Below are 14,305 nucleotides of genomic sequence, written 5' to 3'. Positions count from 1 at the left end.
AACCGATATGATTACCCGTTCCGAATTGCTCGCCCAACTCGCCTCCCCGACGCACAACTCCGCCCTCGAGACACAAGGCCTTGGCCTCGTGCCGATGGTCGTCGAGCAAAGTGGTCGTGGCGAGCGCGCTTACGACATTTACTCGCGACTCCTCAAGGAGCGCATCATTTTCCTGGTGGGCGAGGTCAACGACCAGAGCGCCAACCTCGTCGTCGCCCAGTTGCTGTACCTCGAGAGCGAAAATCCTGACAAGGAAATCTCGATGTACATCAACTCGCCGGGCGGTTCCGTCTCGGCGGGTCTGGCGATTTACGACACGATGAAATTCGTCAAACCGGCGGTCTCGACGCTGTGCCTGGGCATGGCCGCGAGCATGGGCGCATTCCTGCTCGCTGCCGGCGAAAAGGGCAAGCGTTTTGCGCTGCCGAACGCGCGCATCATGATTCACCAACCGCTAGGCGGCGCCCGCGGTCAGGCGTCGGACATCGAGATTCACGCCCGGGAAATCCTTTTGCTCAAAGACCGATTGAATCAACTGCTCTCCTACAACACCGGTCAGTCGCTTGAAGCCATTGCGCGTGACACCGATCGCGACAACTTCAAGTCGGCGACCGATGCCGTCGAGTATGGGTTGATCGATCGCGTGCTGGAAAACCGTCCCTGATTCGGTCTCGAATTCAGGGCGCCTGAGGGCAACATGGCTGGCGCGACACCGGGTGTTTTCGTCTCGAAAGACCGGGTGGTCGCGCCAAGTCTTTGTCGTAAAAGGGAATTTAGGGTTGTCGCGGGTGGGCCACACGCTCGCGCGGCATGGCGTTACAATGCAATTACGTATGCCGCGTTTGCCGCCCCCGACGGGGGACGACCGGGGCGCAAATTGCTAGCAGGCTGACACAGATATGGTGGATAAAAAAAGCACTTCCAACGGCGAAAAGCTGCTCTACTGCTCCTTCTGCGGAAAGAGCCAGCACGAGGTCAAGAAGCTCATCGCAGGTCCGTCCGTGTTCATCTGCGACGAGTGCATTGATCTGTGCAACGAGATCATTCGCGACGAGGCCGCAGCAGCCGAAGATGAGGGCGGCAGTGGTGGCAAGTCCGATTTGCCGTCACCGCAGGAAATTCGCGAGAGTCTCGATCAATATGTGATCGGCCAGGACCGCGCGAAGAAGATCCTGGCGGTTGCGGTCTACAACCATTACAAGCGACTGAAACACCTCGGCGACAAGCGCGACGAGGTCGAGCTGTCCAAGAGCAACATCCTGCTGATCGGGCCGACCGGTTCGGGCAAGACGCTGCTTGCGCAGACGCTTGCGCGTTTGCTCAACGTGCCCTTCGTGATTGCCGACGCCACCACGCTGACCGAAGCCGGTTACGTGGGGGAAGACGTCGAAAACATCATCCAGAAGCTGCTGCAGAACTGCAATTACGAGATCGAGCAGGCGCAGAAGGGCATCGTCTACATCGACGAAATCGACAAGATCAGCCGTAAGTCGGACAACCCGTCAATTACGCGCGACGTGTCCGGCGAAGGCGTGCAGCAAGCGCTGCTCAAGCTCGTGGAAGGGACGATGGCGTCGGTGCCGCCGCAAGGTGGCCGCAAGCATCCGAACCAGGATTTCATCCAGGTCGACACGACGAACATCCTGTTCATCTGCGGCGGTGCGTTCGATGGCCTCGAGAAGATCATCATGAACCGCACCGAGAAGACGGGTATCGGTTTCGGCGCGACGGTCAAGACTGGCGAAGAGCGCGACGCTGGCGAGTTGCTGCGTGACGTCGAACCGGAAGATCTGATCAAATTCGGCTTGATTCCTGAGTTGATCGGCCGTCTGCCGGTGGTTGCCACGTTGGGTAAGCTTGATGAGGACGTGTTGGTGACCATCCTCATCGAACCGAAGAACGCTTTGGTCAAGCAGTACCAGCGTCTGTTCATGATGGAAGGGGTGGAGCTGGAAATCCGCCCGGCGGCGCTGCATGCGGTGGCGCGCAAGGCCATCAAGCGCAAGACCGGTGCGCGTGGCCTGCGTTCGATCATCGAACAGGCGCTACTCGAAGTTATGTACGAGCTGCCGTCGCTCAAGGGCGTTACCAAGGTGATTCTGGACGAAAACGCGATCAGCGGCGACGGAAAGCCGCTTTTGATCTACCAGGAGTCACCCAAGGTTGCCGGCTCCAATTGAACGGTCAACTCAGTGCTACCCGAAGCCGTTCATGGAAACATGGACGGCTTTTTTTCCTTCATACTAGTGCCACGGGCAATGAAACCCCGAGTGGTGCAACTTGTCGGCGAATGGGCTTTCCGTCCCTCTTGTAATTCTCGCCGGCGGCCTCAACTAGCTGGAACACAACGGTTCGTTAAATATGGGGAACGAGATGTCAGGCACCCAAATCCTCCCGCCCGAAGCGATTCAACTGCCCCTGTTGCCTTTGCGCGACGTGGTCGTGTTTCCGCACATGGTGATTCCCCTTTTCGTGGGGCGTCCGAAATCGATTAAAGCGCTTGAAACCGCCATGGAAGGCGGCAAGCACATCATGCTGGTCGCGCAGAAAGCCGCGGCCAAGGATGAGCCTACGTCCAAGGATCTCTACGAGATCGGTTGCGTGGCGAACATCCTGCAAATGCTCAAACTGCCCGATGGCACCGTCAAGGTGCTGGTCGAGGGGATTCAGCGCGCTCGCACCCTGAGCGTGGATGAGGAAGAAACCCAGTTCACGTCGGAAGTCATGCCGCTCGAACCGGATGACGGCAACTCGCCGGAATCCGAGGCCCTGCGTCGTGCGATCGTGGCGCAGTTCGATCAGTACGTGAAGCTCAACAAGAAGATTCCGCCGGAGATCCTGACGTCGCTGTCGGGCATCGACGAGGCGGGTCGTCTGGCGGATACTATCGCCGCTCACCTGCCGCTCAAGCTTGAGCAAAAGCAGAAGATTCTCGAGATGTTTCCGGTCATCGAGCGCCTTGAGCATCTGCTCGCGCAGCTCGAGAGCGAGATCGACATCCTTCAGGTCGAAAAGCGTATCCGTGGCCGCGTGAAGCGCCAGATGGAGAAGAGCCAGCGCGAGTACTACCTGAACGAACAGGTCAAGGCGATCCAGAAGGAACTGGGCGAAGGCGAAGAAGGTGCGGATCTCGAAGAACTCGAGAAGCGCATCAAGGCCGCGCATCTGCCGAAGGAAGCCAAGAAGAAGGCTGACGCCGAACTCAAGAAGCTCAAGCTGATGTCGCCGATGTCGGCCGAAGCCACCGTCGTGCGCAACTATATCGACACGCTGGTCGGTTTGCCGTGGCGCAAGAAGAGCAAGGTGAACAACGATCTGTCGAACGCCGAAAAGGTGCTCGACGAGGACCACTTCGGTCTCGAGAAGGTCAAGGAACGCATCCTTGAGTATCTTGCCGTGCAACAGCGCGTGGACAAGGTCAAGGCCCCGATCCTGTGCCTGGTCGGGCCCCCCGGCGTAGGTAAGACGTCGCTCGGTCAGTCGATCGCGCGTGCGACGAACCGCAAGTTCGTGCGCATGGCGTTGGGCGGCGTGCGCGACGAGGCTGAGATTCGTGGCCACCGTCGCACGTACATCGGGTCGATGCCGGGCAAGATTCTGCAGAGCCTGTCGAAGGTGGGGGTACGTAACCCGCTGTTCCTGCTCGACGAAGTTGACAAGATGGGCATGGACTTCCGGGGCGACCCGAGTTCCGCGCTGCTCGAAGTGCTTGATCCCGAGCAGAACCACACGTTCTCGGATCACTACGTCGAAGTCGACTTCGATCTGTCGGACGTGATGTTCGTGGCCACCTCGAACTCGCTGAACATTCCGGCGCCGTTGCTCGATCGTATGGAAGTGATTCGCCTGTCGGGCTACACGGAAGACGAGAAGGTCAACATCGCCCAGCGTTATCTGCTGCCGAAGCAGAAAAAGAACAACGGGTTGAAGGAAGGCGAGATCGATCTGACGGAATCCGCGATTCGCGACATCATTCGCTACTACACGCGCGAAGCCGGTGTGCGTTCGCTCGAGCGCGAGATCTCGAAGATCTGCCGCAAGGTCGTGAAGATGCTGTTGCTCAAGAAGGTCGATGGTTCATCGATCAAGGTCGATGCCAGCAATCTCGACAACTTCCTGGGCGTGCGCAAGTTCGACTTCGGTCTGGCCATGAAGGAAAACCAGATCGGCCAGGTCACGGGTCTGGCGTGGACGGAAGTGGGCGGCGATCTGCTGACCATCGAAGCTGCGCTGATGCCAGGCAAGGGCAACATCATCCGAACGGGTTCGCTCGGCGACGTGATGAAGGAGTCGGTCGAAGCGGCACGTTCGGTGGTGCGTTCGCGTGCCCGTCGCCTTGGTGTGACGGACGAGCAGTTTGAGAAGAAGGACATCCACATCCACGTGCCGGAAGGTGCGACGCCGAAGGACGGTCCGTCCGCCGGTATCGCAATGACAACGGCGCTCGTCTCGGTGCTCACCGGTATTCCGGTGCGTGCGGATGTGGCAATGACCGGTGAGATCACGCTGCGCGGCGAAGTGCTGCCGATCGGCGGTCTCAAGGAGAAGTTGCTTGCGGCTCACCGTGGTGGCATCAAGCTCGTGTTGATTCCGGAAGAGAACGTGAAGGATCTCGCGGAGATTCCCGATACGGTCAAGAATGCGCTGGAGATCGTGCCGGTGCGCTGGATCGACAAGGTGCTCGAACTGGCGTTGGAGCATGCGCCGGTGCCGCTGCCGGAAGAGGAGGCGAAAGCTGCACCTGTCGCGCCGAATGCGGATACCAGCGGCAAGCAGGACGTCATCAAGCATTGACGCTCACATTTCGTTTGGCGCGACGGCATTTTCTTCGTCGCGCCAGATCGAAAATGGGCAAAAAGCTCGGGGTTTTCCCCGGGCTTTTTTTATTCACGCAAAGTGCTCGAAAATGGTGACCGGAATGCGCAGATTCAGGAGTGCTTCCTATGCCGCCAAAGGGGCGTAAAACGGCGCAAAACGGCTTGACATCAGGGTTTGCGGCTTGTCTAATGGCAAAGCCAGCGGACCTCGCAGATCAATGTCAAGGCGCGCAAAGAGCGCCTCCGCGGCTCAATCGCCTACTATCCTTGCAAGGGGGTTACAGTGAATAAGACGGAACTGATCGATCATATCGCGGGTGAGGCAGATATCTCGAAAGCTGCTGCCGGTCGAGCACTTGATGCATTGGTGGGTGCAGTAAAGAAAGCGTTGAAGAAGGGCGAGCAGGTGACGCTGGTCGGCTTTGGTACGTTCCACGTCGCGAAGCGCGCGCCGCGCACGGGGCGCAATCCGCGCACTGGTGCAGCGATCAAGATCAAGGCAGCGAAGGTTCCGAAATTTCGCCCTGGCAAAGGTTTGAAAGATACGTTAAACTAACGAGCTTTCCTGCTTCGGCGGGAAACGGTAACAAGAACAACGCTTGAATCGGGAACGGGTGCTTAGCTCAGTTGGTAGAGCGGCGCCCTTACAAGGCGTAGGTCGGGGGTTCGAGCCCCTCAGCACCCACCAGTTCCAGATATCTTGGGGAGCGGTAGTTCAGTTGGTTAGAATACCGGCCTGTCACGCCGGGGGTCGCGGGTTCGAGCCCCGTCCGCTCCGCCAAATTGTGAAAAGGCGAACTTCGGTTCGCCTTTTTTGCCATATGACGTCCTAAGACGCTCTAGACGACTTTTCCGATTTCGTATGTTCGACTTCATCCGCCGTCATCAACGCTTGGTCCTCATCTTCCTGACGGTGCTGATCGTCCCGTCGTTCGTGGTGTTCGGCGTTCATGGCTTGCAAGACTACGCCGCGGATGCCAGCACGATCGCCAAGGTGGGCGATCAAACCGTGACACGTCAGGAGTACGACAGCGTGCTTCGCGCGCAGACCGAGCGCATGCAGCAAATGTTCGGTGGCGCTGTCGATGCGAGCCAGATCAACACTCCCGAAATGCGCAGTGCTGTGCTCGATAACCTGATCCAGCAGAAGCTGCTCACGCAGGAAACCCTCAAGAAGAATCTGTCGGTGCCCGACGCGCAAGTGCGTGAGGCGCTGCTCGCCATCCCCGCGATTGCGCAACTGCGCCGTCCAGATGGCTCGATCGATCAGGCCAAGTACGAGCAACTGCTGTCAGCACAGAACCTCACGCCGCAACGACTTGAAGCGCAAATCCGTTTCGAACTGGCATCGAACCAACTGCCGGCAAGCGTGCAGGCAAGTGCCATGTTGCCGAAGGCGGTGCTCGATCGTTTCGCACAACTGCGTGCCCAGCAACGTGACGTCGCGGTGCTGAATTTCCCGGCCTCGGACTTCGCGGGTAAGGTCGTGCCGACGCCACAGCAGATGCAGGCGTACTACGATGCGCATAAGGCCGCGTTCCAGACGCCGGAGTCGGCCGAGATCCAGTATGTTGTGCTCGACCCGAAGGCCATGCCGGCATCGGCGCAGACGCCTGCGAGCGACGACGTGCTGCGCAAGATGTACAACGACAACCTGAAGCAGTACACGACGCAGGAAGAGCGTCGCGCGTCGCACATCCTGATCGCATCGCCGGCCGATGCCTCGCCGGCAGATCACGCCAAGGCGAAGGCCAAGGCCGAAGCGCTGCTCGCGCAGATCAAGCAGAACCCGAACGACTTCGCCAAGCTGGCCAGCGAGAATTCGGAAGATCCGGGTTCGAAGGCCAACGGGGGTGACCTCGGCTTCTTTGCGCGCGATGCGATGGTCAAGCCGTTTGCCGATGCTACATTCGCGCTCAAAACCAGTGGTGACGTGAGCGATGTCGTGAAGAGCGACTTCGGTTATCACATCATCAAGCTGACGGGCATCAAGCCGGCGCAAACGAAGTCGTTCGATGAAGTGAAGGGGCAGTTGGCCGATCAGTATCGCCAGCAAGAATCGGCGAAGGCGTACGCCAAGCTGGCCGATCAGTTCACCAATGCGGTGTACGAGCAACCCGACAGCCTGCAGCCGGTGGCCGACCAGCTGAATCTGAAGGTGTTGTCGGCGAAGGTCACGCGCACGCCGGACCCGTCGCAAGCGCAAAGCCCGCTGGGTAACGAGAAGTTGCTCAAGGCGGTGTTTGGCGACGAATCCCTCAAGAACAAGCGAAACACCGAAGCGGTGGATGTCGGTCAGGGCGTGCTGGTGTCGGCTCACGTGGTGAACTACCATCCGGCCGCAACGCCGCCGCTCGCGCAGATCGAGGCCCAGGTCAAGGAGAAAGCGGTTGCCGATCTGGCGGATCAGGAAGCCAAGAAGGCCGGCGAAGCCAAGCTCGACGCGCTGAAGAAGGGTGGCGACGCGGCGTTCGGTGCTGTGCAGACCATTTCGCGTGACAACCCGGGCAAGCTGCCGGCAACCGCGTTGACCGCAATCTTCGCTGCCGATACGGCCAAGCTGCCGGCGTATGTCGGTGTGGCGCTCGGCGAAGGTCAGGGCTATGCGGTTTATCGCATCAGCAAGGTGACGCAACCGGCTGAACAGGATGCACAGCGTCTTGCCGCCGAAGCACAGCAGCTCAACCAGCTGGCCGCTCAGGCCGAGTGGAATGCGTGGCTGGGTGACCTGCGCGTTCGCTCGAAGGTCAAGGTCGTCCATGACGTCACGAAGGCAGGTTCGTGATCGATTGATCGATATCTGGATGCAAAGGAAAACGCGGCCAATCGGCCGCGTTTTTTTATGCGCCGGACTTCGGTGTCCGGGAGTCCGCCGCTTTGGCAGGAGGTTTGCCGGCGGGTTTGAGCAGCGGCTTCACCGTTGGCCAGACGTTCTGCAGAATTTGCGGATGTGCCTTGGCCAGCGGGTGAATCTGGTCTTGCTGGAACCAGTCGGGGTGTTCGATCACGCCGGCAAGCAGAAAGGGCACGTAGCCCGTCTTCTCTTGCTTTGCGACTACGGAAAACATATTGAAGAACTGTTCGCTGTAGTCCGGGCCGTAGTTGGGAGGAACGCGCATGCCGACGACGATCACCCGGCTGCCCGTCTTGCGTGCGGCGGCGATCATCTCAAGCAGGTTCTTGCGTGTGAGATCCAGCGGAATGCCGCGCAGGGCATCGTTGCCGCCTAGTTCGAGGATCGTGACGGCGGGGCGATAGCGTTCGAGCAATGGCGTCAGACGGGAACGTCCGCCGCTCGTGGTGTCACCACTGATACTCGCATTGACGACGTTATAATCGAAGCCGCTTTGCGTGATCGTCTGCTGCATCAGATTGACCCAGCCGGCGCCGCGCGCGATGCCATATTCCGCAGAAAGGCTGTCGCCCACGACCAAAATCGTCGGTGCGCCCGAACTTGCCGCGCTCGCCGCGGTCCCTGACAGCATGCACCAGCCTACGAGGGCTGAGGCGGCCAATTTCAAGAACTCTCTTCTTGCCATGTCGTTTTCCGAAAACGTAATTGAAGTGCGGGGTCTGGGCAAACGGTTGCGTGACGCCACCGGTGAACTAGTCATTTTGCAGGATATCGATTTCTCCGTCTCGAAGGGGCAGAGCGTGGCAATCGTCGGCGCATCGGGGTCGGGGAAGTCGACGCTGCTTGGCTTGATGGCAGGACTCGACACCGCGACCGATGGCGCCATCACGCTGCTGGGCAAGTCGTTGGGCGATCTCGACGAAGAGGGCCGCGCTGCGCTGCGACGTGGCGCTGTCGGATTCGTCTTCCAGTCGTTCCAGCTCATGCCGCATCTGACCGCACTCGAGAACGTCATGCTGCCGCTCGAGCTGTTGGGTGAGACACATGACGTGCGCAATCGTGCGGTCAAGTTGCTCGAGCAAGTTGGATTGGGCGCGCGACTGACGCATTATCCCAAACAACTCTCGGGCGGCGAGCAGCAGCGTGTGGCGCTGGCGCGGGCCTTTGTCACGAAGCCTGCGGTGCTATTTGCCGACGAACCCACGGGCAGTCTCGACACGGCCACAGGCGAGCGCGTCATTGACCTCATGTTCTCGCTCAACGAGGCGAGCGGTGCGACGCTGGTGCTCGTGACGCACGATCTGGCGATTGCGCAACGTTGCGATGCGACGGTGCAGCTCGCCGGCGGGAGACTGGTCAACGGCACTTCGGTTTGACGAACGGACGGAAGGGGGCGAGCGTACCCGCCGTCGTCGCGGCCGCAGCAATCGGCAGCGGCGTGGAGAGAGGTTTCGAGGCCTTCAGCCCTTCGCTTTCAGGGCTTCGCCCGCCATGCGAATCAGCGAGGTTGTAGAGGCGTCGTGCGCGTCCGGCTTGAGCGAACCCAGATCGGCGAGTTCGGGTTCGATCGCACGGCAGAGCGTCTTGCCCAGTTCAACACCCCATTGATCGAACGGATTGATGTTCCAGATGGCGGCCTGCACAAACACCTTATGTTCGTAGAGCGCTATCAGCGCTCCCAGGCGTTCGGGCGACAACTTGTCGATCACTAGCGTGTTGCTCGGCCGGTTGCCATCGAACCGGCGTTGCGCACCCAGCGGGCCGCCGGCCTGTTCAGCAGTTGCCATCGAGCCGCCCTGCAGCAACGCTTCGCTTTGCGCAAAGCAATTGGCAAGCAGTTTGCGGTGATGATCGAGATAGTCCCGTGCGTCGTACTGCGGTTCGAGTACGGCGATAAAGTCCACCGGCACGAGGGTCGTGCCCTGATGCAGCATCTGAAAGTAAGCATGCTGGCCGTTCGTGCCCGGTTCGCCCCAGATGATCGGCGCGGTTTGCCATGCAACAGGCGCACCGTCGATTTGTACCGACTTGCCGTTGCTTTCCATGTCCAGTTGCTGGAGATACGGTGGCAGCTTCTGAAGTGCGTCGGTGTAAGGCGCGATGGAAAGCGTCTGAGCGTCGAAGAAATTCCGGTACCAGACGCCGATCAGGCCGAGCAGCACGGGCATGTTGGCTTCGAGCGGCGCGCTGCGGAAGTGTTCGTCCATCGCATGGGCGCCGGCGAGCAGTGCATCGAAATGCCGAGCGCCCAGATACAGCATGATGATGAGTCCGATCGACGACCAGAGCGAATAGCGACCGCCGACCCATTCGCCGAACTCGAATACGTTCTCGCGGCGAATGCCGAACGACGTGGCTTCTTCCACGTTCGTCGACACCGCGACGAAATGCCTGCCGAGTTCGCTCTCTGGAATGCCGTTTGCGACGAACCATGAGCGAATCGTGCGTGCGTTGGTCATCGTCTCCAGCGTCGTGAACGTCTTCGAGCAAACGACGACCAGCGTGGTCTGCGGATCAAGCAGCGGCAGTGTACGCGCGAGTTCCGTCGGATCGATGTTGGCGATGAAGTGCGCGCTCAGATCCCGGCGGCCATAAACGGCCAGCGCGTCGCACACCATGCGTGGCCCCAGATCCGAACCGCCGATGCCTACGTTGATGAGATGCTTGATACGCTTGCCGGTCGCACCGACCCATCTTCCGTCGCGCACGCTTTCGCTGAAAGCACGCATGCGCTCGAGTGTTTCGTGCACGCCGCTGCTGACGTCGCTCGTGGCGTCGCGAAAGACCATGCCCTTCGGCGCGCGCAGGGCAATGTGCAATGCTGCCCGGTTCTCCGTGACGTTCACATGTTCGCCGGCCCACATGGCATCGCGTTTGGCCGGCAGGTTGCATTCACGTGCGAGATGGGTGAGCAGCGTGCGCGTCTTTTCCGTAATGCGGTTCTTCGAATAATCGAGATACAGGCCGGCCGCATGCAGAGAGAACTGTTCGATGCGTGCGTTGGCGCCTGCGCCGGAGAACCAGTCGCGCATATGCTGGACGGCGATTTCGTCGCGGTGCGTGAGCAGGGTACGCCAGGCGGGGAGTTGATCCAGACGAGCGGAAGGCGCGGATGGCTTGTACGGCATGTGCGATATGGGCATTTCGATTATGCGAAGTATAACGGGAGTCGCAGCGCAATCGCGCTGAAATGCGGCGATGGGCGATCTCGACGCGACCGCGCGGATACGCGGCAAGGCATTTCAGGCGGAATTGGCGCACGACCCGTGGCGTGATCAGGCGAAGGGCGTCGCACGCGTTGCTTCGTTCAACAGATCAGCCAATTCGGCACGCATGGCAGGCAAGAGTTCCGACGCCGTCAATCCCGCAGGCCCGGCACCCGCGCGCACGCAGCGCTCGGCGCCCCGGCCATGCAACCAGACGGCAGCCAGTGCCGCCTGCGTTGCGGGCATGCCCTGCGCCAGCAGCGCGCCGATGGCGCCGGTGAGCACGTCGCCCGTGCCAGCCGTGGCCAACCCCGCATTCCCCGTCGTGTTGATCCAGGCCTCGGTCCCGTTGTCGATCACGCTGCCGGAACCTTTGAGCACGATAGTTGCGCCGAAATGCTGAGCGAGCGCGCGGGCGGAAGCTAGCCGATCCGACTGGATACGGGCGACGTCGCACCCTGCCAGACGCGCGGCTTCGAGGGGATGCGGCGTTAAAACGGTGGGCCCGGCGCGACGACGCACGCGCTCGGCAAGCGACGGCTCGGCGGCAAGCAGATTGAGGGCATCGGCATCGATGACCAGCGGCGTGTGCTCGAGTGCGAGCGCGCGCGACAGGCACGCGGCAGACGCCGCGGAGGTCCCAAGCCCAGGGCCGACGGCGACGGCTTGCATCGTCGCAAGATCGAGGTTTTCGGCGCGACGCAGCATCAGTTCCGGATGCACTGGGTCCCAGGCAGGTGCGTCGTGCGCGACAAACCCGACATAGACACGCCCGGCGCCCGTCATCAGGCCGGTACGTGCGGACAGCAGTGGCGCGCCGACCATGCCTTCATGGCCGCCGAGCACGGCCAGCGATCCGTAACTTCCTTTGTGGGACGCGTGATGCCGTTGCGGTAGATGGGCGACAAACGCGCTGGGTGCGCTCGTCGTGATAAGGCTGCCATCGGGAAGTGCGGCTTTTGTCGTTGCCAGCACCTCGTCTGCACCCAAGGAGGCAACAAGTACCTCGCCGGCGACGTCTCGGCCAATACCGGTGAACAGTCCGGGGCAGGCGCCGAGCATTGCCATCGTGACGTCGGCGCGAATGGTCGGCCCGCCAGCGACGCCGGTGGCCGCGGCCAGCCCGCTGGGGATGTCGATGGCAAGCACGGGCGTGCCTTGGGCATGCGCATGGGCGACGTTCCCGACAAGCGCGGCGGCGGCGCCGTCTAGCGGGCGCGCCAGACCGATGCCGAACAGTCCGTCGACGATCCAAGCGTAGGCCGACGGCTCGGGCCAGGTCTCAGGTGCGGGACGCACCGGTACGCCGCAGGCAAGGGCGTCGGCGAGCGCCCAGCGCGCGTCATCGGCCGTCGGCGGCGCCAACTGCCAGACATCGACCAGCACGCCGCGCCGGTGCAACTCGCGCGCTGTGACATAGGCGTCGCCACCATTGTTGCCGGGGCCGGCGAGGAGCAATACGGGCTGACGCCCCGCGCTCGCAAGCGCAGGCAGGCGTCCAAAAAGCCACTCGGCGAGCGCAGCCCCTGCGCGGGCCATCAGCGTATGCGCCGCCAGTTTGGCGGCCGCGGCCCGTTCGACATCGCGCAACGTGCCGGGAAGATGCAAGTCGAGCGCGACCGTCGCGCAAGCTTTCCCGAGGGCAGCGCCGGGGCGTGGCCCCGGAGGGTGCGCCAGCGGGCTCTGGATGGCAGCGGCGGCGGGAACGTTGACGTGCAGAGAATCGGACATGGCGGGCGAAGCTCCCGGTAGCAAATGCGGCGAGCGCAGCACGGCAAACAGGTGTGCTGCATGCATATCTGCAGATTATGCCGTCATCGTACCGTTCTGCCTGCCGGTGTGAATCCCGATATCGTGTCGGTTTACTCCGACACGATATCGGTGGTGATGCGCCGATCAACCCGCCACCGTTGGCGGGGCGTCGGTGCGAGGGCCCGGCCAGGGCGGCCCTCGTCATGGGACAGGCTGTGGCGACTAGTGCGTATAACGCGCGAGCGTCAGCCCGTTCAGATCGATTTCCGGCGCTTGACCGGAGATGACGTCGGCCAGCACGCGACCGGAGCCGCAGGCCATCGCCCAGCCGGTCGAGCCGTGGCCAACGTTCAGGAAGATGCCGGGCAGGTGCGTGGCGCCGAGCAGCGGCGGGCCGTCCGGAAGCATCGGACGTGCGCCCACCCAGGCGCGCGCCTCGCGGTATCTCCCCGCCCCAGGGAACCAGTCCGTCGCCACCTTGTACAGCGTGGCGATGGCGCGTTCGCGCAGCACGAGTTCGGCGTCGCCCAGTTCGGCCGTTCCGGCAATGCGCAGACGGTTGCCTTGCGGCGTGATGGCGGTTTTGTACGACTCGTCCATCACGGCAATGCGCGGGCTGAACAGTTCGGTCTTGACCGGCACCGTGATCGAGTACCCCTTGATCGGCCAGAGCGGCAGATCGATGCCCAGCGGGCGCAGCAACGCGGTACTGGTCACGCCCGCCGCGATCACCACGGCATCGGCTTCGAGCGTTGCGCGCTGGGCCGTTTGCACGGTGCTGGCCGTCTCGACGGTGACGCCAGTACGGCCCACGTTCGGGCGCACGGACAATACAGTCGTCTCGGTAGTGAGCGTCACGCCCATTTCCCGCGCGATCTGGGCGAGGCGCTTGGTGAAGAGCGGGCAGTTGCCGGTCTCGTCGCGCGGCAGGTGCAGGCCGCCTGCCAACGGGGCATCGGTCGACAGCGCAGGTTCGAGCTTGCGGCACTCATCGGCGGTGAGCAAACGATGCGGCACCTCGTTTTCGGTGAGCATCGCACGCGCCGGCTCGTTCATCCTGATTTCGCGCTCGGTACGGAACAGTTGCAGGTAGCCCTGCGTGTGCTCGTATTCGAAGACGTGGGCCTCGCGCAACTCGTGCAGGCAGCGCTGGCTGTAGAAGGCGAGGCGTTGCATCCGTTCGCGATTGGCGCGGTACCGGTCGAGCTTGCATTCGCGCAGCCAGCGGGCCGCCCAGCGCCACGTTCCGGCCGACAGGCCGGGCCGGAAGATGAGCGGACTGGCCGAGCTGAACATGTAGCCCAGCAGCTTGCGCGGCATGCCGGGGGCCGCCCAGGGCGTGACGTACCCTGGCGCGATGACGCCCGCATTGCCGAAACTGCTCTCTTGCGCAACCGTGCTGTTACGCTCGACGAGCGTGACCGTGTGCCCCGCAGCGGCCAGATAGTAGGCAGTACACGTGCCGATGACCCCGCCGCCGATAACGATGACCTTCATTCCCAACCGTCTGGTGTGTGGCGAACGCCCGTTCGTTCGCTTGTTAGTGTCGTTTTTTTCCGTGCCGTCACCGGATAACCGGTTTCGCGGCCCGTGTTGGTTACGGGGCGCATAGGTTACCAGAGAGATGCCTTCCCAGGGCGGGAGGCTGCCATAACGTGTGTCGCGCGCTCGGGTAT

At 61.8% G+C, this 14,305-nt stretch carries 10 protein-coding genes and 2 tRNA genes; 8 read left to right on the top strand and 4 right to left on the bottom strand.

What is annotated here, in order from left to right:
• Positions 1-10 precede the first annotated feature (10 nt).
• The 7 genes from clpP (at position 11) to C266_RS10535 (ending at position 7,602) form a co-directional block, all read left to right on the top strand.
• A complete protein-coding gene (gene clpP, locus C266_RS10565; protein ID WP_036662582.1) occupies positions 11-664 on the top strand; it encodes an ATP-dependent Clp endopeptidase proteolytic subunit ClpP in 654 nt (217 codons plus the stop codon).
• 235 nt (positions 665-899) lie between these two features.
• The gene (gene clpX, locus C266_RS10560; RefSeq protein ID WP_010808092.1) at positions 900-2,180 is read left to right on the top strand and encodes an ATP-dependent Clp protease ATP-binding subunit ClpX; all 1,281 of its coding nucleotides are present in this window, start codon (positions 900-902) and stop codon (positions 2,178-2,180) included.
• Positions 2,181-2,373: 193 nt separating this feature from the next.
• Entirely contained in the window at positions 2,374-4,794 is a 2,421-nt protein-coding gene (gene lon, locus C266_RS10555) for an endopeptidase La (RefSeq protein ID WP_010808091.1), read from the top strand.
• Between the two features lie 306 nt (positions 4,795-5,100).
• Positions 5,101-5,373, top strand: a complete 273-nt coding sequence (locus tag C266_RS10550) for an HU family DNA-binding protein (RefSeq protein ID WP_010808090.1) — start codon at positions 5,101-5,103, stop codon at positions 5,371-5,373.
• A gap of 56 nt (positions 5,374-5,429) precedes the next feature.
• Positions 5,430-5,505 (top strand) — tRNA-Val (locus tag C266_RS10545).
• Between the two features lie 16 nt (positions 5,506-5,521).
• A tRNA-Asp gene (locus C266_RS10540) sits at positions 5,522-5,598 on the top strand.
• An 81-nt stretch (positions 5,599-5,679) separates the two neighbouring features.
• Positions 5,680-7,602: a SurA N-terminal domain-containing protein gene (locus tag C266_RS10535; RefSeq protein ID WP_010808089.1), complete on the top strand. Its 1,923-nt coding sequence runs from the start codon at positions 5,680-5,682 to the stop codon at positions 7,600-7,602.
• A 55-nt stretch (positions 7,603-7,657) separates the two neighbouring features.
• On the opposite strand, the gene C266_RS10530 is transcribed toward C266_RS10535, so the two are convergent.
• Entirely contained in the window at positions 7,658-8,302 is a 645-nt protein-coding gene (locus tag C266_RS10530) for an arylesterase (protein WP_010808088.1), read from the bottom strand.
• A gap of 52 nt (positions 8,303-8,354) precedes the next feature.
• Here C266_RS10530 and C266_RS10525 point away from each other — a divergent pair, with 52 nt between their 5' ends.
• The gene (locus C266_RS10525) at positions 8,355-9,047 is read left to right on the top strand and encodes an ABC transporter ATP-binding protein (RefSeq protein WP_010808087.1); all 693 of its coding nucleotides are present in this window, start codon (positions 8,355-8,357) and stop codon (positions 9,045-9,047) included.
• An 84-nt stretch (positions 9,048-9,131) separates the two neighbouring features.
• Here C266_RS10525 and pgi read toward each other — a convergent pair whose 3' ends face one another.
• The 3 genes from pgi to C266_RS10510 form a co-directional block, all read right to left on the bottom strand.
• Positions 9,132-10,814: a glucose-6-phosphate isomerase gene (gene pgi / locus C266_RS10520; protein ID WP_246189765.1), complete on the bottom strand. Its 1,683-nt coding sequence runs from the start codon at positions 10,812-10,814 to the stop codon at positions 9,132-9,134.
• Between the two features lie 132 nt (positions 10,815-10,946).
• Positions 10,947-12,608, bottom strand: coding sequence for a bifunctional ADP-dependent NAD(P)H-hydrate dehydratase/NAD(P)H-hydrate epimerase (locus C266_RS10515; RefSeq protein WP_036662579.1), 1,662 nt, complete (start codon positions 12,606-12,608; stop codon positions 10,947-10,949).
• Between the two features lie 243 nt (positions 12,609-12,851).
• On the bottom strand, positions 12,852-14,126 hold the full coding sequence (locus tag C266_RS10510) for a D-amino acid dehydrogenase (protein WP_010808084.1): 1,275 nt from the start codon (positions 14,124-14,126) through the stop codon (positions 12,852-12,854).
• Between the last annotated feature and the right edge of the window lie 179 nt (positions 14,127-14,305).

Origin of the sequence: Pandoraea sp. SD6-2, from assembly GCF_000389825.1 — a bacterium.
Classification (GTDB): domain Bacteria; phylum Pseudomonadota; class Gammaproteobacteria; order Burkholderiales; family Burkholderiaceae; genus Pandoraea; species Pandoraea communis.
Note: the sequence above shows the minus strand (reverse complement) of the source record. Positions and strands in the feature narration are given on the sequence as shown.